The following is a 20331-nucleotide window of genomic DNA, read 5'->3' on the forward strand; positions in this document are numbered from 1 at the left end:
ATAGCCGGGAATTGTACCTTAAGCTGCTGGGTTATGGGAGATTCCTCTGTCCGACTGTACACAGCAATCATTCCGGCAATTGTGAATATTCATGAAAAAGGGCAGCCGAAGCTGCCCTTTCGCCTTGCGAAACCGCTTATTCAGCAAGCTTGAAGGTGATGAAGCTGGCACGGCCCTGACGCAGCACGCGCATCGACACGGAACGGTTCTTCGGCAGTTCCTTGGCGATTTCGGTGAATTCCTTGGCAGAACCGATGGCCTGGTTGTTCAGATGGCTGATGACATCACCCGGGCGCAAGCCGATCATGGCTGCCGGGCCATCCTGCACTTCCTTGATGACCACGCCACCTTTGAGCTCCAGGGATTTTTTCTGCTCGGCGGTCAGGTCGGCGACCGATACACCCAGGCGGTTGCTGCTGCGCTCGGCGCTGCCTTCGGTGCCAGCGCCAATGTCAACGTCGTCATCCGGCAGCGCGCCGACGCTGATGTCCAGGTTCTGGCGCTTGCCATTGCGGATGATTTCCAGCTTGGCCTTCTCGCCATCCTTGAGGCCGCCTACCAGGTGCGGCAGATCGGCCGACATGACGATTGGCTGGCCGTTCATGCTGAGGATCACGTCGCCCACCTGCAGGCCGCCTTTGGCTGCCGGGCCGTTTTCCAGCACCTGGGCCACCAGGGCGCCCGCCGGCTTGTCCAGGCCGAACGATTCAGCCAGGTCCTTGTTGACCTCCTGAATCACCACGCCCAGCCAGCCGCGGCTGACCTTGCCGTCTTTCTTCAGCTGGTTGGAGACATCGATCGCCACATCGATCGGGATGGCGAACGACAGGCCCATGAAACCGCCAGAACGGGTGAAGATCTGCGAGTTGATCCCCACCACTTCGCCTTTCATGTTGAACAGCGGGCCGCCGGAGTTACCCGGGTTGATGGCCACGTCGGTCTGGATGAACGGTACGTAGGTGTCATTGGGCAGGGTCCGGCCCTTGGCGCTGACGATACCTTTGGTCACCGAATGGTCGAAGCCGAACGGCGAACCGATGGCCAGTACCCACTCGCCCACCTTGAGCTTCTCGGAGTCACCCAGCTTCACCGTTGGCAAATTCTTGCCATCGACCTTCAGCAGCGCCACGTCAGTGCGCGGGTCGGTGCCGACCAGCTTGGCCTGGAGCTCGCTACGGTCCGACAGGCGAACGATGATCTCGTCGGCATCGGCCACCACATGGTTATTGGTGAGCACGTAGCCATCACTGGAGATAATGAAACCCGAGCCCAGCGACTGCGCCTCGCGCTGGCGGTCGCCGCGCGGCGAACGCGGCTGCTGGGGCATGTTGCGCTCGAAGAACTCGCGGAACATCGGCGGCAGGCCTTCCAGATCCGGCATCTGGCCTGCGGCGATCCGGCGGTCAGGCAGTTTCTGCTTGGTACTGATGTTGACCACTGCCGGCGAAGCCTGCTCCACCAGGGTGGTGAAGTCCGGCAGGGCTTCCTCGGCCTGGGCGGCGACTACTTGGCCGAGCATCAGCACAGCAGCGAACATCATTAGGTAGGATTTCAAGCGTGGTATTGACATACGACTCCCGTCACAACGAGCGGTAGTTTGGAAAGACCCCTGCTCAACGCAGAAAAGGCCAGGCTCTTCAAAGCCTGACCTATAGAAAATTTGCCGATGGATTGCAAATGACAATGCTTTAATTTCATTTCAGGCGTATGCCCACCTGCCTTGACTCGGCACGCAAAAGCGCGCCATTACTGGCGCGCCTGGGCATCCTGGGGGCGCATCGACAGGGCGACGCGTTCTGCCGTACCCAGCGGAATTTCGCCAACCACGGTCACCATCACTTTGCCCTTGGGTGTATTCAGGCGACGCGAGACTGCCGAGGTCGGGCCTAGCTGGGTGCGCATGTCGGTGCCGCCATCATCGCTCACTTGCTCGATGAACACCGAAAAACGCGCCAGGCCGTCGTCATACATCAGGCTGCTGACCGAACTGTTGTGCTTGGGATCACGGCGTACCGAGCTGTTGACCAGCTCGAAACCGGGTGGCAGCCAGTCCGAACGCCAACCCGCGACGGTATCATTGCTGCCGGCTGCCACATGCTGCACTGGCTTGCAGGCAGCACCTGGGCGCAAGTCTGCGTCGCTGGGTATTTCATCGGTATCGAGACGGGTCATCTGGAAGCGTTCCAGCAACTGCCCCTTGTCGTTGAGCATCAACGAACGCAGCGGCAAACCCGAGTGACGGTCCAGGTGCAATTCGAACGCATAGCGATGCTGGTCGCGTGGCGTAAGCGTAATGATCACGGCATCGCGCCCGGCGACCCGTGACTTGCCTGCCACACTCAAATCGTACCAACCCATCAGTTTCAGCGGATCAAGCACACGCGGTGCGGTATCCGGCGGCGCCGTGACACCGCTGGCCAAGGCCCCGCTGACACACTCCACCTTGCCATCCACGCGCACGATTTCCTGGGCGGCGCCATCAAGCTGCAACAGCCGCTCGCTGACTTTACCGCCGTCGACCCTGTGCCAGATGTCGTGGGAGGAGAAACTGCCGTTGCGTTCGTAGACGAACGACCCTTGATAGCTCTGTTTTTGCTCGGCCTGTGCCAGCTTGTTCAGCCACTCACTCGCCTCAGGCGAAGAATTGGCCGCCAATGCTGGCACCGTCATGCAGCTGCCAATCAGCAGCGACAAGAGAGGTAGCGCGCGCATGATCCTCCTTACTTAACGGTTTTCCAGGCTGGCGGCGCGGGCATACGGCAATGCGGTTTCAGTGCCCTTGAGCGCAGATTCCTGGGCATGCTGGCGCAGGTAGCCTGGCAGACGCTGATCCCAGCCGGCCTGGTTCTGCAGCACGCCATTGGCCATTGGCCCGGTCGGTTGCTCACTGCTCTCACTATAGCCTGCCAAAACGGCCGGGCCTTGCGCTTGTGGCACACTCAGGCCCTGCTGGACAGGCTGCTGGGCAGCAAGCTCTGCACCCGTGATCTCGTCCTGGTTGTACATACGCACACCGGCCAGTACCGCGACAGTAACCGAGGCGGCTACCGCCAGACGGCCAATGCTGCGCCAAGGGCCTTTCTTGACCTTGGCTGGCACGGCTTCGTCAGCCAGCGCCGCGGACACCGCAGAGGCGATATCCAGGTTAGGCAGCAGCAGCTCCTTGTGCATGGCTGCACGGGCAACCTGGTAACGCGACCAGGTGGCACGGGTTTCGGCGTCGTCGACGGCGTTCAACACCCGACGCAGTTCCAGTTCATCCGCTTCGTTATCCATCACCGCGGACAGCGATTCCTGCAAAGCTTCACGACTCATGGCGGTTCCTCTCTTGGCGCTGTCGCCGCTGTCTCAGGTTTCCTGCAACAACGGCTGCAGGGCTTTATCTATGGCCTCCCGAGCGCGGAAGATTCGAGAGCGCACGGTACCCACCGGACATTGCATGACACTGGCAATGTCTTCGTAACTCAGCCCGTCGAACTCGCGTAGCGTCAATGCCGTACGCAGGTCTTCGGGCAGTTGCTGGATGGTGCGATGGACAGTGCCTTCGATTTCATCCCGCAACAACGAGCGCTCTGGGGACTCGAGATCCTTGAGACCATGATCGCCGTCGTAAAACTCCGCATCCTCGGAGCTCACATCACTGTCTGGCGGCCGTCTTCCACGGGACACCAGGTAGTTCTTCGCCGTGTTGATGGCGATGCGGTACAGCCACGTATAGAACGCACTGTCGCCGCGGAAGTTGCCAAGCGCACGGTAGGCCTTGATGAAGGCTTCCTGTGCTACATCCTGGGCCTCGTGGGTATCGTGGACAAACCGCACGATCAACCCGAGAATCTTGTGCTGATACTTCAGCACCAACAGATCGAAAGCTCGCCTGTCGCCGCGCTGAACGCGCTCGACAAGCTGCTGATCCTCTTCCTGGGTTAGCATGAACACTCCTCAGTGAACTCGAAGGAGCGTTGCATCAGCCATCGTTCAGGCTTGCAACCATAGACTCGGGCTTTGCGCAAAAGTTCTCCCCTCCAAGCAAGTTTCCTGCAGCCCTTGGTCGGCTTGCACGGAAGACGCGGCGCGGTCACGGCCGGCTACGTCGATAATCAGGTTTCAAATACACAGGGGTAAGCCTGGAAAGGCCTGCCGCCCTGCGTCGCCGCGGCAAATTGTGGCGTACGGGCAGCCTTCATAGGATTTCCGGCCATGTCGGAAAGTTCCCACAAAGGCTGTCGCAACCTGGCAGGTAGCATGGAAATTGGCCACCCGGGGCTGCTATAAAGGCATCCCGACACGTTTAACGATAGTTTCACAATGCCATCCGCGCGTGACCATTGTGCCGTGCCCCTCCCAAAGATTACTAGTGTCCCGACATGAGCCAACAATTCCAACATGATGTCCTGGTGATCGGCAGCGGTGCCGCCGGTCTCAGCCTGGCACTTAACCTCCCCAGCCACCTTCGCGTTGCCGTGTTGAGCAAGGGCGACCTGGCCAACGGCTCGACCTTCTGGGCCCAGGGCGGCGTCGCTGCAGTGCTGGACAACACCGATACTGTGCAGTCGCATGTCGAGGACACCCTCAATGCCGGCGGCGGGCTGTGCCATGAAGACGCAGTGCGCTTTACCGTCGAGCACAGCCGCGAAGCGATCCAGTGGCTGATCGAACAAGGCGTGCCCTTCACCCGCGATGAGCACTACAGCGTCGACGATGGCGGCTTCGAGTTCCACCTCACCCGTGAAGGGGGCCATAGCCACCGGCGCATCATCCACGCCGCCGACGCTACCGGCGCGGCAATCTTCACCACGCTGCTGGAACAGGCTCGCCAGCGCCCGAACATCCAGCTGCTGGAGCAGCGGGTGGCGGTCGACCTGATCACTGAACGCCGCCTGGGCCTGCCCGGCGAACGCTGCCTGGGCGCCTACGTGCTCGACCGCAACACCGGCGAGGTAGACACCTTCGGCGCGCGCTTCACCGTGCTGGCCACTGGCGGTGCGGCCAAGGTCTATCTCTACACCAGCAACCCCGATGGTGCCTGCGGCGACGGTATCGCCATGGCCTGGCGGGCCGGCTGCCGGGTGGCGAACCTGGAGTTCAACCAGTTCCACCCGACCTGCCTGTATCACCCGCAGGCCAAGAGTTTCCTGATCACCGAAGCCCTGCGCGGCGAGGGCGCCCTGCTGCGCCTGCCCAACGGCGAACGCTTCATGCCACGCTTCGACCCACGCGAAGAGCTGGCCCCAAGGGACATCGTGGCCCGCGCCATCGACCACGAGATGAAGCGCCTGGGCGTGGACTGCGTATACCTGGACATCACTCACAAGCCTGCAGATTTCATCAAGAGCCACTTCCCCACCGTGTACGAGCGCTGCCTGGCCTTTGGCATCGATATCACCCGCCAGCCGATCCCGGTGGTGCCGGCGGCGCATTACACCTGCGGCGGCGTGATGGTCGACGACTGCGGCCACACCGATGTGCCTGGCCTGTATGCCATCGGCGAAACCAGTTTCACCGGCCTGCACGGCGCCAACCGCATGGCCAGCAACTCGCTGCTGGAATGTTTTGTGTACGGTCGCGCCGCCGCTGCCGACATCCAGGCACACCTGGAGCAAGTGGCCATGCCCAAGGCCTTGCCCGGCTGGGACGCCAGCCAGGTGACCGACTCGGACGAGGACGTGATCATTGCGCACAACTGGGACGAACTGCGGCGCTTCATGTGGGACTACGTCGGCATCGTGCGCACCAGCAAGCGCCTGCAGCGAGCCCAGCACCGCATTCGCCTGCTGCTGGATGAAATCGACGAGTTCTACAGCAACTACAAGGTCAGCCGTGACCTGATCGAGCTGCGCAACCTGGCGCAAGTGGCCGAGCTGATGATCCTGTCCGCCATGCAGCGCAAGGAAAGCCGAGGGTTGCATTACACACTGGACTATCCAGGGATGCTGGACGAGGCCAAGGACACTATCCTCAGCCCGCTCTGAAAACGGCGTCGCGGCCTTCGCGGGCTCGCCCCCTCCCACAGGAATTTGACTGCCTTGCAGCATTGCGCAGTTGGACCTGTGGGAGCGGGCGAGCCCGCGAAAAAGCTAACCCGGTCTCGATCTATGCCCGGCTCACCGCAGCCCAGCGCCGCCGGCTGAACTTCAACCGCACCCGCAAGCGCCGATGCTCGTCAGCCCCTAGCGCATCCTGAGGTATACACTGGCTTTCCCCCAGCCAACGCCCCACCCGCTCAAAGCGCAAAACCACCAGCCGTGGCAACGCCACGCTGTCCCGGCACAAGCGCACTGACTGCCACCCACAGGCACGGCTGAACACCTGCCAGCCCCGCACATCACGGCGCAGGCCGACAACAGCATGCTCATGGGTCAACAGGATACGTCGGGGAATGGCCCAGCCAGCGTGGGCCGTACAGGCGGCGACAACAAAAAAGGCCATCCACCCGGGCAGCGGGCTCGCCCACACGGCAAGCCACGCCAGTACCTGACAAGCGAGGTAGGCCGTCAGCAGCAGGCGCGAGCCTTGCCAACGGCACTCGAAGCACTCACTTGGGCTGGACACGGTCCAGAATGATGCGGACCATGCGCTGCAGTTCCGGGTCTTCGGACTCGGTGCGCTCCATGAACCAGCCGAACATGTCCTGATCCTCGCAGCTCAAGAGACGCACGTACAGTTCACGGTCGGTCTCATTGAGGGTGGGGTAGACTTCCTGGGTGAAAGGCACCAGCAGTACGTCCAGTTCCAGCATGCCGCGGCGGCTGTGCCAGAAAAGCCGGTTGAGTTCAGTTTGTTCGACCATGGGGCCCTCCTCGAATGGGCCGCCAGTATACAGCCAGGCGCGCGAAGCGACACCGGGCGTTGGTCTAGTCACCTACCTATTTTGTTACCGGCGTTCTATGATGGCCGCCAGTCTTTAGCCACCGCGATGACCCATGGCCGATTCCGCTTTCTTCTGCCCCCTGTCCCACGAGGGCATCCTCGCCGTCCGCGGCTCCGATGCAGGCAAGTTCCTGCAAGGCCAGCTGACCTGCAACATCAACTACCTCAGCCAGGAATACGCAAGCCTCGGCGCCCGCTGCATGGTCAAGGGACGCATGCAGTCGAGCTTCCGCATAGTGCCCGAAGGCAACGGCTACTTGCTGGCCATGGCCAGTGAACTGCTCGACGCGCAACTGGCCGACCTGAAAAAGTACGCCGTGTTCTCCAAGGCCACGCTGACCGACGAAAGCAGCGCATGGGCACGCTTCGGCCTGCAAGGTGGCGACGCTGCACTGCAGGCGCTGGGGCTTGTCGTGCCCGCCGCCGCCGGTAGCACCGTGCGCCATGACGGGCTGATCGCGATCGCCGTGTCCGCCGGCCGGGTCGAGTTGTGGGTGCCGGCGGCTGACGCCGAGCCTGTGCGCCAGGCCCTTGCCGCAGCGCTGCCCGAAGGCAGTGTCAACGATTGGCTGCTGGGGCAGATTCGCGCTGGTATCGGCCAGGTCATGGGCCCAACCCGTGAGCTGTTCATCCCGCAGATGATCAACCTGCAGGCCGTCGACGGCGTCAGCTTCAAGAAAGGCTGCTACACCGGCCAGGAAATCGTCGCCCGCATGCAGTACCTGGGCAAACTCAAGCGCCGCCAGTACCGCCTGGCCCTGGACCAGCAGGCCATTCCGGCCCCTGGCGCCGAGATTTTCTCGCCCACCCATGGGTCGTCGGTCGGCGAAGTGGTCATTGCTGCCGGCAACGGCACGGGCTGCGAACTGCTCGCGGTGCTCAGCGCCGAGGCGGTGGAAGACGGCAACCTGCACTTGGGCAGCCTCGAAGGCCCGCGCCTGCAGGTGCTGACCCTGCCTTACGAACTGGACCGCGACCGGGAAATCCAGCGCTGACCAGCCTGCCCCACCCCTGTGGCGGGGCCGCACCACCACTGCGGTAGACATGCCCATGAACAAGCTGGCCGAGTTGGTTCAAGCACAATTGCTCGACGCCATCGAAAAGGATGACCTGGTCCTGCCAACCCTGCCCGAGGTTGCCTTGAGCATCCGCGAGGCAGCGGAAGACAGCGAGATCAGCGTAGCGGCCCTGAGCAAGGTGATCGGCCGCGACGCGGCCCTGTCAGCGCGCCTGATCAAGGTCGTCAACAGCCCATTGCTGCGTGCTGCGGTCGAGGTGACCGACCTGCATACCGCCATCACGCGGCTAGGCATCAATTACAGCTGCAACCTGGCCATCGGCCTGGTGATCGAGCAGATTTTCCATGCCCGCTCGCCGGCAGTGGAGCAGAAACTGCGCGATATCTGGGCCAGTAGCCTGGAAGTGGCGGGCATCAGCTACGAAATCTGCCGCCGCTTCACACCTCTCAAGCCTGACCAGGCCACCTTGGGTGGGCTGGTCAACCAGATTGGCGCGCTGCCGGTACTCATCTATGCCGAAGAGCACAACGAACTGTTGTCCGACCCGGTTTGCCTGCATTACGTGATCGAGCAACTCCAGCCGGTGCTGGGGGACAAGATCCTCAAGGCCTGGGAGTTTCCGGAGCAGTTGGTCCACCTGCCGAGCCAGGTTCATGACCTGGACCGCCAGACTGACAAGATCGATTACATCGACATCGTGCAGATCGCCCGCTGCATCAGTCAGCGCGGGCGTCACCGGCCATTGGCTGCGCTGCCAGCGTACCGCCATCTGGGGTTGCCGTTTGGCACCGAGCTGGAGGTCGATGAACTGCTGGAGGCGCGGAGCATGTTGCGCTGAGCTGTAGCAGCCTGTGTCGCCCCCTTTCGCGGGTGAGCCCGTGAAAGGGCGACACAGGCAAACCATCAATCCGCGATAAAGCTCACCCGCACCCGCAACCCGCCCTTCTCGCCATCATGCAGGGTCACTTGCGCCAGGTGCGCCCGACAGATCTCGCCAACGATCGCCAGCCCTAACCCACTGCCCTGCGCACTTCGCCGGTAGAACCGCTCGAACACCCGTTCGCGCTCGGCCACGGGAATACCTGGCCCGTCGTCTTCCACTTCCAGCACTGCCGGCGCCATTACCCGCAAAATCACATTGCCACCCGCTGGCGTATGCGCCAAGGCATTGTCCACCAGGTTGCTCAACAACTCGTTGAGCAACGTCGGCTCCCCCTTCAGCCACACCGGCGCCTCGGCCTCCAGCGCCAGCGCCACCCCGCGCTTGTGCGCCAAAGGCGCCATGGCCATGCCCAGCTCGCGGGCCAACTGACTCAAGTCCAGACGCTGCGCACCGCCTTCGGCAATCGCCCGTGCGCCATTCTCGACCCGCGCCAGGGACAACAGCTGGTTGGCCAGGTGGGTCAGCCTGTCGGTGCCCTGGGCTGCCGACTCCAAGGTCTGCCGCCACTCCTGCGGCTCGGCCGAGCGCAAGCCCAGCTCGACCCGTGCCTTCAACGCCGCCAGCGGCGTTCGCAGTTCGTGGGCCGCGTCGGCAATGAACTGCGCCTGGCGCTCGAACTGGCCGCGCAAGCGCTCGGTAAAGTGGTTCAAGGCGCGCACCAGCGGGCCCAGCTCGCGCTGTACCTGCACCACCGGCAACGCTCGCAAGTCGTCCGGCTGGCGTTCTTCCACCGCTGTGCGCAGGCGCTCCAACGGCCGCAACGCGGCACTCACGGCAAACCACACCATCACCAACGCCCCCAGTGCCAGCATGCCCAGGCGCAGCAGGGTATCGGCCATCAACCCTCGGGCCATGCGCACCCGCGCTTCTTCGGTTTCGGCTACGCGAATCTCTGCCATGCCGTTCATGTTCGGCTCGCTGACCGGCTTCAGCAGGCTGACCACACGAACGTCCTGGCCCAGGTAAGTGGCGTTGTAGAACCGTGCCAATGCCGGATAGTCATCGGTGCGCGGCGTGCCAGGCGGCGGTGGCGGCAGGTTCTCGTAGCCAGAAATCAGCCTTTGCTGGATATCCAGCACCTGATAGTAAATGCGCCCCGCACTGTCATAGGCGAACGTGTCCAGCGCCACGTAAGGCACATCCGCGCTCAACGAACCATCGCGCTGCGACAGGCCCGCGGCGATGGTTCTCGCCGAAGCCAGCAGGGTGCGGTCGTAGGCGGTGTCGGCGGCCTCGCGGCCATTCCAGTAGGCACTAAGGCCGCTGGCCAGCATCAGCACCACCAGCAACAGCGCCAAATTACCCAGCAAGCGCCCGCGCAGGCTGCCGTTGTCACGCATCGCGGTGCTCAAGCAAATAGCCCAGACCGCGGAAAGTGACGATGGCCACAGGGTGCCCGTCGAGCTTCTTGCGCAGCCGGTGAATGTAGATTTCGATGGCGTCAGGGCTGGCCTCTTCGTCCAGGCCAAACACCTGGGCAGCCAGCTGTTCCTTGCTCATCACCCGGCCCGGGCGAGCGATCAGCGCTTCCAGCACGCTCTGCTCGCGCGAGGTCAGCGTCAGGTTGTCGTCACCGAGGGTGAAGCGCCGGGTGTCCAGGTCATACACCAGCGGCCCACAGCGTTGCTGGCGCTCGCCACCGAGCACACTGCGGCGCAGCAAGGCCTTGACCCGCGCCTCCAGCTCGGTCAGCTCAAACGGCTTGGCCAGATAATCGTCGGCGCCCAGGTTCAGGCCATGGACCCGGTCCTTGACGTCACTGCGCGCAGTCAGCATCAGCACCGGCAAGGTCTTGCCACGACCTCGCAAGCGCGCCAGTACCTCAAAGCCGTCCATGCGCGGCAGGCCGACATCCAGCACGGCCACGGCGTATTCCTCACTGGCCAGCGCCAGGTCGGCAGCCACGCCGTCATGCAGCACATCCACGGTCAGGCCATGGCTTTTCAAGGCCAGGGCCACGCTTTCGGCCAGTTGCAGGTGGTCTTCGACCAGTAGCACACGCATCGGATTCTCCCTGCTCGGGTGGGACGGTGGCGCGGAGTGTACCGCTGTCACAACGCCTGTGAAGCCCCTCGTGACAAACCTTTCACGCTGAAAGGTTAGCGAAAGGTTCGTTGCCTAGCATCGCACCACGGTCGCCCTTCGCGCCGAAAAAAGCACCAGCAAGGTGCAACGAATAAGAACAATAAACGGAGTCATCGACGATGCTGTCATCGCAGCCGCAGGCGTTCGCGCCTACCCGTTCCTTTATCGCTCGCCCCTCGGCCATCGCCAGCGCCCTCGCGCTTGCCGGTGTCGCCCCGATGAGCCAGGCCGCCTTCTTCGAAGACAGCACGGCCACCTTCGAAACCCGCAACATGTACTTCAACCGCGACTTCCGCGACGGCACCAGCGCGCAGCAATCCAAGCGCGATGAATGGGCCCAGGGCTTCATCCTCAATTTCGAGTCTGGCTACACCGATGGCACCGTGGGCTTTGGCCTGGACGCGTTGGGCATGCTCGGCATCAAGCTCGACTCCAGCCCCGACCGTACCGACAGCGGCCTGCTGCCCACCCACGATGACGGCAAGGCTGCCGACGAGTACTCCAAGCTGGGCCTGACCGGCAAGGTGAAGATCTCCCAGACTGAACTCAAGATCGGCACCCTGATTCCCGAGCTGCCGACCCTGCAGCCCAACGACGGGCGTATCCTGCCGCAAACTTTCGAGGGCGGCCTGCTTACCTCCAAAGAGATCAAGGGCCTGACCTTCACCGGTGGCCGCCTGGACAAGGCCAAGGACCGCAACGACACCAACTGGGAAGACCTGGCGCTGAACAACAAGAACGGCCGCTTCGGTGGCACCTTCAGCGCTGACAACCTGGCCCTGGGCGGGCTCGACTACCAGTTCACCGACCGCATCACCGGCAGCTACCACTTCGCCCAGCTCGACGATATTTACCGCCAGCACTTCATCGGCATGGTCGCCACCCAGCCATGGGGCCCGGGCACCTTGGGTGCCGACCTGCGCCTTGCCATCAGCGACGACGCCGGTGCAGCCAAGGCCGGCAACATCGACAACACCACCGTCAACGGCATGCTCAGCTATGCCCTGGGCGGGCACAAGGTCAGCGCCGCCTGGCAGCAGCTGTCTGGCGAAAGTGCCTTCCCGTATGTGGATGGCGCCGACCCGTACCTGGTCAACTTCGTCCAGATCAACGACTTCGCCGGTGCCGACGAACGCTCCTGGCAGGCGCGCTACGACTACAACTTCGCCGCGCTCGGCGTACCGGGCCTGACCTTCATGACCCGTTACATCAGCGGTGACAACGTCAGCCGTGCTGCCGGTGGCGAAGGCAAAGAGTGGGAACGCAACACCGAACTGAAGTACGTGGTACAAAGCGGCCCGTTGAAGAACGTCGCCGTGCGCCTGCGCAACGCCACCTTCCGCTCCAACTTCGCCCGTGACGCGGATGAAGTGAGGCTGTTGGTCAGCTACAGCGTGGCGCTGTGGTAACCCCATAGCGGTAATCCAATAACAACAACGCTCACGGAGATCGACGATGACCTTTTCACTGCGCCGCCTCGTCCTCGCTACCGGCTGCCTGCTGTTGGCCGGCAACGCCCTCGCTGCAGAACCGAAACGCCCCGAATGCATCGCACCCGCCTCCCCTGGCGGTGGCTTCGACCTGACCTGCAAGCTGGTGCAAAGCGCACTGGTACAAGAAAAAATCCTCAGCAAGCCGATGCGCGTCACCTACATGCCCGGCGGTGTCGGCGCGGTCGCGTACAACGCCGTGGTCGCCCAGCGCCCGGCAGACGCCGGCACGCTGGTGGCCTGGTCCAGCGGCTCGCTGCTTAATCTGGCTCAGGGCAAATTCGGCCGTTTTGACGAAAACGCAGTGAAATGGCTGGCTGCCGTCGGCACCAGCTACGGTGCCATCGCGGTGAAGAGCGACTCGCCCTACAAGACCCTTGATGACCTGGTCGCAGCGCTGAAGAAAGACCCGAGCAAGGTCGTGATCGGTTCCGGCGGTACCGTCGGCAGCCAGGACTGGATGCAGACCGCGTTGATCGCCAAGGCCGCAGGCATAAACCCGCGCGACCTGCGCTACGTGGCCCTGGAGGGCGGCGGCGAAATCGCCACGGCATTGCTGGGCGGCCATATCCAGGTCGGCTCTACCGACATTTCCGACTCCATGCCGCACATCCAGAGCGGCAACATGCGCATCCTCGCGGTGTTCTCTGAAAACCGCCTGGACGAGCCGGAAATGAAAGACATCCCTACTGCCAAGGAGCAGGGCTACGACATCGTCTGGCCGGTGGTGCGCGGTTTCTACCTGGGGCCAAAAGTGAGCGACGAGGACTACGCCTGGTGGAAGGCCTCGTTCGACAAGATGCTGGCCTCCGAGGACTTCGCCAAGCTGCGAGACCAGCGCGAGCTGTTCCCGTTCGCCATGACTGGCGAAGAGCTGGACGGCTATGTGAAGAAGCAAGTGGCTGACTACAAGGCGCTGGCCAAGGAATTCGGCCTGATCCAGTAAGCCTGTCGGGCTCACCACCAACCCTGTGGGAGCGGCCTTGTGTCGGGATCGGGCGCGAAGCGGCCCCCGGCACAGCCGATACGATGCTTCGGACAGATCGCATCGGCAGGTTTAGCGGCCGTTTCGCGCCCGATCGCGACGCAAGGCCGCTCCCACAGGATTTGCATTTCACTTGAGCAATCCCAACGAGGATTCCCCAATGATCCTTCAACGCATTTTCGCCCTGGCCCTGCTGGCGATGTGTGCCGCCCTGGCCGTGATGGCCTGGCCCTATCAGGCTGCATTCTCCTATGAACCGGTGGGCCCGCGCGCTTACCCGCTGCTGGTGCTCGGCCTGATGGGGCTGGGCCTGCTGTACCTGGTGTTCCGCCCAACGCCCATCGTGCGCAAGGATGACGAACCGGAACTGGACCGCGAGACCCTGATCAAGATCACCGCCTGTGTCGGCCTGCTGATCGTCTTCGCCGCCACTTTCGAAGCGCTCGGCTTCATCCTCAGCGCCATCCTGGTCGGCCTGCCCATGGCTCGGCTGTATGGTGGCCGCTGGCTGCAAAGCGCCATTGTGGTGACCGGCATGAGCATTTTCCTCTACTGGCTGTTCGACCGCGTGATGGACGTGCCCCTGCCCCTTGGCCTGCTGAGCGTACTGGAGAACTGACATGGATACCTTGAGCTACCTGGGCCAGGGCTTCGGCATTGCCCTGTCCCCCTACAACCTGGTCACCGCCCTCTCCGGCACCTTGATCGGCACCGTGGTCGGCCTGCTGCCGGGCCTGGGCCCGATCAACGGCGTGGCCCTGCTGATCCCCATCGCCTTTGCCCTCGGCCTGCCGCCGGAATCGGCGCTGATCCTGCTGGCCGCGGTATACCTGGGCTGCGAATATGGCGGGCGTATCAGCTCGATCCTGCTGAACATCCCGGGCGAAGCCTCGACCGTCATGACCACCCTCGATGGTTACCCGATGGCCCGCCAGGGCCTGGCCGGTGTTGCCCTGTCGCTGTCGGCCTGGAGTTCGTTCATCGGCGCCTTCATTGCCACCTGCGGCATGGTGCTGTTCGCCCCGCTGCTGGCGAAATGGGCCATCGCCTTCGGCCCGGCGGAGTACTTTGTGCTGATGGTGTTCGCCATCGTCGCGTTGGGTGGCATGGCCGGTGACAAACCACTGAAAACCTTCATTGCCGCTCTCATCGGCCTGTTCCTGTCGGCGGTCGGCATCGACGCCAACAGCGGCGTGTACCGCTTCACCGGTGACAGCGTGCACCTGGCCGACGGCATTCAGTTCGTGGTCCTCGTGCTGGGCCTGTTCTCCATCAGCGAAATCCTCCTGCTGCTGGAAAAGACCCACCATGGCCACCAGGCGGTCAAGGCTACCGGCCGCATGCTGTTCAACTTCAAGGAAGCGGCCTCGGTGTTCCTGGTCAACATCCGTTGCGGCCTGCTCGGTTTCATCATGGGTGTTCTACCCGGCGCCGGCGCAACGCTGGCCAGCGCCGTGGCCTACATGACCGAGAAACGCATGGCCGGGGAAAGCGGCAAGTTCGGCAAAGGCGATGCCCGTGGCCTGGCAGCGCCGGAAACGGCCATTGGTGCGTCCTGCTGTGGCGCCCTGGTCCCGATGCTGACCCTGGGCGTACCGGGCTCTGGCACCACAGCTGTGATGATCGGCGCCCTGACCCTGTACAACATCACCCCTGGCCCACTGCTGTTCGAACAGCAGCCAGATATCGTCTGGGGCCTGATCGCCTCGCTGTTCGTCGCCAACATCATGCTGGTGATCCTCAACATCCCGATGATCCGCATCTTCACCCGCATCCTCGCCGTGCCAAACTGGGCGCTGGTGCCGGTGATCGCCATCATCACCGCGATCGGTGTGTACGCCGTGCATGCCACCACCTTCGACCTGTTCCTCATGGTCGGTATCGGCATCATGGGCTACATCCTGCGCAAGCTGGACTTCCCTCTGTCGCCGATTCTGCTGGGCTTCATCCTCGGCGGGCTGATGGAGCAAAACCTGCGTCGGGCGCTGTCGATCTCCAACGGTGAACTGGGCATCCTCTGGTCCAGCCCGATCAGCATGGGCGTCTGGGCGCTGGTAGTGCTGATGCTCGCCCTGCCGCTGCTGCGCATCTGGCGCAAACGAAGCCTGCAGCGCCGGGCCCTGGCCGATGCCTGATCGGTCGTTGCCATTGTTCGTCGCGACCGGGCTGGTCGGCCTTGCTGGCGGTTTTGCCGCCAGCAAGGTCGGCTGGCCTTTGCCATGGATGGTCGGTTCATTGCTGGCGATCATCCTGGTGCGCTGCCTGACGCGTTGGCAGCTTTCGGAAATCCCCAACGGCCGCAAGTGTGGGCAGTGGATCATCGGCATCGGTATTGGCCTGCACTTCACCCCCGCGGTGATCGAGCAAGTGGCCAGCCATTTCGCGCTGATCTGCTTCGGTGCGTTGTTCACCACCCTGTCCAGCGTGATCAGCGTATGGCTGCTGCGGCGAACCGGCGAAGACCGCGCCACCGCGTTCTTCGCCAGCATGCCTGGCGGTTCGGGCGAGATGGTCAACCTTGGGGCGCGCAATGGCGCGGTGCTCAGCCAGGTGGCGGCAGCGCAAAGCTTGCGTGTGCTGGCAGTGGTGCTGTGCGTGCCGGCGCTGTTCAAGTTTCTGCTGGGTGACGGGGTACCACTGAACCACACCGGTAGCGTGAGCTGGGGCTGGCTGGCGTTGATTGCGCCCTTGGGCGTTGCCGTTGCCTTGCTCTGGCAGCGCTTGCGCCAGCCCAACCCATGGCTGTTCGGGCCATTGCTGGTCGCGGCTACGGTCAGCCTGGCCGGCAACCTGCAGGTCGCCCTGCCCAACGGCGCCAGCCAGATCGGCCAGTGGCTCATCGGCAGCGGCCTGGCCTGCCACTTCAACCGCGCGTTCTTCCGCCGCGCACCGTCGTTCCTGGGACGCACCTTGATGGCCACGGCGTTGTGCATGGCGATTGCAGCCAGTGCCGCGTGGGTGCTGAGCATGATGACTGCACTGGACTTGCGTTCGCTGACACTGGGGATGATGCCTGGCGGGATCGCCGAAATGAGCCTCACGGCCGAAACGTTGCAATTGTCAGTGCCGCTGGTAACCGCGCTGCAGGTGATGCGCCTGATCCTGGTGTTGTTTCTTGCAGAACCGCTTTTCCGGTGGTGGGACAACAGGTATTCAAGCGGCAAGCCCCCTGAAGATAGATAGTTACCACTTGCCCAATGCCCGGATGAATAGAGTCGGATTGCTGCCCTGATCGCCAGCAAACCCACACTTCCCGGCATTCAAGAGGTAATGATGAAAGTCCGTCTTTCTTGCAACTATCGCTCGGCTATTGCCTGGGCATGCCTTGCCATCAGCGCAGGCAGCCTTGCCGCACAGCCACCTGCCCCCGTCCAGATCAACGTCGTGGCTATCAATGATCTTCACGGCTACCTGGAACCCAACCCCCAGGACTACGCCGGCGCGCAAGGCGCTACCCGCCTGACCTACGGCGGTATCGCCACACTCGGCGCCATGCTCGATGAACTGCGAACGCAGGACCCCGATCTGCTGTTCATCGGGGCTGGCGACTTGATAGGGGGCAGCCCTGCCATTTCTGCGCTGTGGGCTGACGAGCCTGTGCTTGAGGCCTTGAACGCGATGGGCATGATTGTCAGCGCATCCGGGAACCACGAACTGGATGCAGGCAAGGCCGAGTTTCTTCGTCAGATCCACGGAGGATGCGAGTCAACGCGCCCTGAAAAGGCCTGCACGTTTCGCGGCGATTATCCAGGAAGTGGCTTCCCTTACATAGCGTCCAACCTGATCGATACCACCACGGGCGAGCGCTTGCTACCGGCCTATCACATTCAAGAGGTGAAAGGGGTCAAGATAGCGTTCGTCGGTGCCGTGCCACGCAACATGGAAAAAGTGGTCTCGGCCAGCGCATTCGCAGGGCTCAAAGCCACAGATGAAGCGCAAGCCATCAATGACGTGATTCCGGAGCTCAAGGCCAAAGGCGTCAATGCAATCATCGCGGTCATGCACCAGGGAGGGGATACCGTCGAGCCGTTCGACACGCAGGATTGCAGCCAGCTGAGTGGCGCGGTCGTCGACGTGGCGAAGCGGCTGGATCCTGCGGTAGATGCTGTCATCAGCGGTCACTCGCATGCCAGCTATCAATGCAAGGTGGGTGACCTGAGCATCACTCAGGCTGGCAAATACGGCCACTTCCTGACTCAGTTGAAGTTGCAGGTAACGCCAGGCACCCATCACGTCACGAACATCACCGCCCGCAATATTCCTGCTGACCCACAGAACTACCTGCCGAATGCCCAGTTGGCCAGTTTGCTGGAGGAAGTGCGTCAGCGGTCCGGGGAAAAATTGCTCGAACCCATAGGACGCATCTCGACGGCAGAACTTGACCGCAAAGAAAATGCGGCCGGTGAAACAACCTTGGGGAACCTGGTCACGGATGCCCAATTGGCCATGACCCAGGCGTTCAATACCCAGGTTGCCTTTCTCAACCTGGGTGGGCTGCGCAGTGATCTTATCCAGCCTGCCGATAGCGACCTGACCTACGAACAATTATTCGCCGTACAACCGTTCAATAACCCACTGGTGGTTCAGGAACTGACAGGCAAGCAGATTACCGAACTGCTCAACCTTCAATGGAACAGGGGCAGTTTCAATCCGCTGCAAGTATCGAAGGGTTTTCATTATGAGTGGGATGGTTCACGGCCTGTCGGCAGCCGTGTCGTCGAGGGGAGTGTGCGTCTTCACGGCAAACCCGTTGAGCCGTTGACCCATTATCGCGTCGTCAGCAACCTTTTCCTGGCCGATGGTGGCGGTGGCCTGGCCACTTTCAAAGAAGGAAGGCGACGCCAGGACACCGGCATCACCGACCTTGAAGCCTTGGTGGAGTACGTGCGCCAGAACCATGAGCGGGGTATTGCCATTGGCCAGCGCAGCGAGCCGCGCATCAGCATGACGCCCTGAGCGATTGCGTACCCCACCGCGGTTTCTCACAGCGGGGGCAGTGCCCAGTCGATGGGCCCGAGCCCCCGCTGCTCGAGGAAGCTGTTGGCACGGCTGAAATGCCCGCAACCGATGAACCCGCGATACGCCGACAGCGGCGAAGGATGGACCGACTTCAGTACCAGGTGCTTGGTACCGTCGATCAGCTTCTGCTTGCTCTGTGCATGCGCCCCCCATAGCAGGAAGACCACGTTCGGGCATTGCTCACTGACCACCTGGATAATCCGGTCGGTAAACAATTCCCAGCCTTTCTTGGCATGCGACGCGGCATTGGCGCGCTCGACGGTCATGGTCGTGTTGAGCAACAGAACGCCTTGTTCCGCCCAGCTCTGGAGGTAGCCGTGGCTGGGGATCGGGATGTTCAGGTCGCGCTGCAGCTCCTTGTAGATATTGACCAGCGACGGTGGCGTGGCCACGCCCGGTTGCACCGAGAAGCACAAGCCATGTGCCTGGCCCGGCCCGTGGTACGGGTCCTGACCGAGGATGACCACCTTCACCTGGTCCAGCGGTGTCGAATTGAGCGCATTGAAGATCAGAGGCCCTGGCGGGTAGATCTCCTTGCCGGCAGCGTACTCGCCACGCAGGAACTCGCGCAGCTGGTGCATGTAAGGCTGGTCGAATTCACCGCGCAATGCGGCCTTCCAGCTGGGTTCGAGTTTGATGCGATCGTCGTCAGTCATGGGGCCTTCCATAAACAATGGCGCGACACTAGGTAAGCCCTTCGCGCTTGTCAAACGATCCGACCGACGACCGGCATGATCGGCCAGGCAAGCCATACTTGAGCGATGACTTGCGAGAGGTAGTCCATGACCATTCACTGCGAGGTACTCACCGGCGTCGATGGCGCCCGCATCGGCATCGCCACCCTGGATGCGCCCAAGGCGCTCAACGCCCTGAACCTGCCGATGATCGAGGTGCTGGGCGAACAACTGCATGCCTGGGCCCGCGACCCGGGTATCGTCTGTGTGCTGCTGCGCGGCAACGGGGCAAAAGCCTTTTGCGCAGGCGGCGATGTCCGTGCGCTGGCGCAAGCCTGCCGCGACCACCCCGGCAGTGTCCCACCGCTGGCGGCCTCCTTCTTCGCCGCCGAATACCGCCTGGACTTTGCCCTGCACACCTACCCCAAACCGTTGTTGTGCTGGGGCCATGGGCATGTGCTGGGTGGTGGCATGGGGCTGCTGCAAGGCGCCAATGTACGTATCGTCACCCCCAGCAGCCGGCTGGCCATGCCGGAAATCAGCATCGGCCTGTACCCTGACGTAGGCGCCAGTTGGTTCCTGGCCCGACTGCCGGGCAAGCTCGGTTTGTTCTTCGGCCTGACAGGTGCGCCGATCAATGCCCGCGATGCCCTTGACCTGGGCCTGGCTGACCGTTTTCTGGGCGAGCACCAGCAAGAGGCCTTGATCGAGGAGTTGGTGCAACTCAACTGGCAGGAGCAGACCGCCATACAACTGAACAGCCTGCTCAAGGCCGAGCAGCATCGTGCCTGCGCCGAGCTGCCTGATGCCCAGTGGCTGCCACGACGGCATGAGATCGATCAGTTACTCGACGTGGCGGATGCGGCTTCAGCCTGGCGCGCGCTGGAAAGGCTCAAGCAGCATGACGACCCATTGCTGGCAGATGCCGGCCACCGTCTGCATGAGGGTTGCCCGCTGACGGCGCATCTGGTCTGGGAGCAGATCCGCCGGGCGCGGTACCTGTCGTTGGCGCAGGTGTTCCAGATGGAATACAGCATGAGCCTGAACTGTTGCCGCCACCCTGAATTCAGTGAAGGCGTGCGCGCTCGCCTGCTGGACAAAGACAACCAGCCGCGCTGGCACTGGCCTGATGTGGCGCAAGTACCGGCGGCGGTAGTCGAGGCGCATTTTGCCAAGGCGTGGGAAGGACGGCACCCATTGGCGGATGTGGGTTAGCCTGCTGATGCGGGGGCTGCTTTTCAGCCCCCGC

The 20331-nt window shown here is 62.7% G+C and carries 19 protein-coding genes; 10 read left to right on the forward strand and 9 right to left on the reverse strand.

Going from position 1 to position 20331, the window contains the following annotated elements; genetic code table 11:
- Positions 1–136 precede the first annotated feature (136 nt).
- From V7787_RS03635 to rpoE, 4 genes are all read right to left on the reverse strand, one after another.
- Complete coding sequence (locus tag V7787_RS03635) at positions 137–1540, reverse strand: DegQ family serine endoprotease (protein ID WP_371920367.1); 1404 nt, start codon at positions 1538–1540, stop codon at positions 137–139.
- A 206-nt stretch (positions 1541–1746) separates the two neighbouring features.
- Positions 1747–2712, reverse strand: a complete 966-nt coding sequence (locus V7787_RS03640) for a MucB/RseB C-terminal domain-containing protein (protein ID WP_064491114.1) — start codon at positions 2710–2712, stop codon at positions 1747–1749.
- A gap of 12 nt (positions 2713–2724) precedes the next feature.
- The gene (locus tag V7787_RS03645) at positions 2725–3315 is read right to left on the reverse strand and encodes a sigma-E factor negative regulatory protein (protein WP_003252050.1); all 591 of its coding nucleotides are present in this window, start codon (positions 3313–3315) and stop codon (positions 2725–2727) included.
- Positions 3316–3348: 33 nt separating this feature from the next.
- Complete coding sequence (gene rpoE / locus V7787_RS03650; protein ID WP_003252049.1) at positions 3349–3930, reverse strand: RNA polymerase sigma factor RpoE; 582 nt, start codon at positions 3928–3930, stop codon at positions 3349–3351.
- 434 nt (positions 3931–4364) lie between these two features.
- Between rpoE and nadB the strand changes: the two genes are divergently transcribed.
- Complete coding sequence (gene nadB / locus V7787_RS03655) at positions 4365–5969, forward strand: L-aspartate oxidase (RefSeq protein WP_064491113.1); 1605 nt, start codon at positions 4365–4367, stop codon at positions 5967–5969.
- Between the two features lie 121 nt (positions 5970–6090).
- On the opposite strand, the gene V7787_RS03660 is transcribed toward nadB, so the two are convergent.
- Together V7787_RS03660 and V7787_RS03665 are read right to left on the reverse strand one after the other, a co-directional pair.
- Positions 6091–6549 carry a protein YgfX gene (locus tag V7787_RS03660; protein ID WP_064491112.1) on the reverse strand — a complete coding sequence of 153 codons (459 nt, stop codon included), beginning with the start codon at positions 6547–6549 and terminating at the stop codon, positions 6091–6093.
- A complete protein-coding gene (locus V7787_RS03665) occupies positions 6533–6787 on the reverse strand; it encodes an FAD assembly factor SdhE (RefSeq protein ID WP_003252043.1) in 255 nt (84 codons plus the stop codon). Before V7787_RS03665 ends, V7787_RS03660 begins: the two co-directional genes overlap by 17 nt.
- A gap of 133 nt (positions 6788–6920) precedes the next feature.
- On the opposite strand from V7787_RS03665, the gene ygfZ reads away from it, so the two are divergent.
- Both ygfZ and V7787_RS03675 read left to right on the forward strand, forming a co-directional pair.
- On the forward strand, positions 6921–7862 hold the full coding sequence (ygfZ, locus tag V7787_RS03670; protein ID WP_064491111.1) for a CAF17-like 4Fe-4S cluster assembly/insertion protein YgfZ: 942 nt from the start codon (positions 6921–6923) through the stop codon (positions 7860–7862).
- Positions 7863–7917: 55 nt separating this feature from the next.
- Positions 7918–8724 carry an HDOD domain-containing protein gene (locus V7787_RS03675; RefSeq protein ID WP_028698136.1) on the forward strand — a complete coding sequence of 269 codons (807 nt, stop codon included), beginning with the start codon at positions 7918–7920 and terminating at the stop codon, positions 8722–8724.
- Positions 8725–8789: 65 nt separating this feature from the next.
- On the opposite strand, the gene V7787_RS03680 is transcribed toward V7787_RS03675, so the two are convergent.
- Both V7787_RS03680 and V7787_RS03685 read right to left on the reverse strand, forming a co-directional pair.
- Entirely contained in the window at positions 8790–10169 is a 1380-nt protein-coding gene (locus V7787_RS03680) for a sensor histidine kinase (RefSeq protein WP_336085789.1), read from the reverse strand.
- Entirely contained in the window at positions 10162–10833 is a 672-nt protein-coding gene (locus tag V7787_RS03685) for a response regulator (RefSeq protein ID WP_010952527.1), read from the reverse strand. Before V7787_RS03685 ends, V7787_RS03680 begins: the two co-directional genes overlap by 8 nt.
- Before the next feature lie 200 nt (positions 10834–11033).
- On the opposite strand from V7787_RS03685, the gene V7787_RS03690 reads away from it, so the two are divergent.
- The 6 genes from V7787_RS03690 to V7787_RS03715 all read left to right on the forward strand — a co-directional run bounded on the left by V7787_RS03690 (position 11034) and on the right by V7787_RS03715 (position 18345).
- Positions 11034–12323: an OprD family porin gene (locus V7787_RS03690; RefSeq protein ID WP_064491108.1), complete on the forward strand. Its 1290-nt coding sequence runs from the start codon at positions 11034–11036 to the stop codon at positions 12321–12323.
- Between the two features lie 46 nt (positions 12324–12369).
- On the forward strand, positions 12370–13350 hold the full coding sequence (locus tag V7787_RS03695; RefSeq protein ID WP_003252023.1) for a Bug family tripartite tricarboxylate transporter substrate binding protein: 981 nt from the start codon (positions 12370–12372) through the stop codon (positions 13348–13350).
- A 199-nt stretch (positions 13351–13549) separates the two neighbouring features.
- Complete coding sequence (locus tag V7787_RS03700; RefSeq protein WP_020193773.1) at positions 13550–14008, forward strand: tripartite tricarboxylate transporter TctB family protein; 459 nt, start codon at positions 13550–13552, stop codon at positions 14006–14008.
- A gap of 1 nt (position 14009) precedes the next feature.
- Positions 14010–15524, forward strand: a complete 1515-nt coding sequence (locus V7787_RS03705) for a tripartite tricarboxylate transporter permease (protein WP_003252019.1) — start codon at positions 14010–14012, stop codon at positions 15522–15524.
- The gene (locus V7787_RS03710; RefSeq protein WP_336085790.1) at positions 15517–16572 is read left to right on the forward strand and encodes an AbrB family transcriptional regulator; all 1056 of its coding nucleotides are present in this window, start codon (positions 15517–15519) and stop codon (positions 16570–16572) included. Before V7787_RS03705 ends, V7787_RS03710 begins: the two co-directional genes overlap by 8 nt.
- Before the next feature lie 90 nt (positions 16573–16662).
- Entirely contained in the window at positions 16663–18345 is a 1683-nt protein-coding gene (locus V7787_RS03715; protein WP_336085791.1) for a bifunctional metallophosphatase/5'-nucleotidase, read from the forward strand.
- Between the two features lie 26 nt (positions 18346–18371).
- Here the strand turns inward: V7787_RS03715 and ung are convergent, their stop codons facing one another.
- Positions 18372–19064 carry a uracil-DNA glycosylase gene (ung, locus tag V7787_RS03720; RefSeq protein ID WP_010952520.1) on the reverse strand — a complete coding sequence of 231 codons (693 nt, stop codon included), beginning with the start codon at positions 19062–19064 and terminating at the stop codon, positions 18372–18374.
- Positions 19065–19190: 126 nt separating this feature from the next.
- Between ung and V7787_RS03725 the strand changes: the two genes are divergently transcribed.
- A complete protein-coding gene (locus V7787_RS03725; RefSeq protein ID WP_014592228.1) occupies positions 19191–20297 on the forward strand; it encodes an enoyl-CoA hydratase/isomerase family protein in 1107 nt (368 codons plus the stop codon).
- Positions 20298–20331: the final 34 nt, after the last annotated feature.

The sequence above is a fragment of the Pseudomonas sp. CGJS7 genome, from assembly GCF_036961695.1.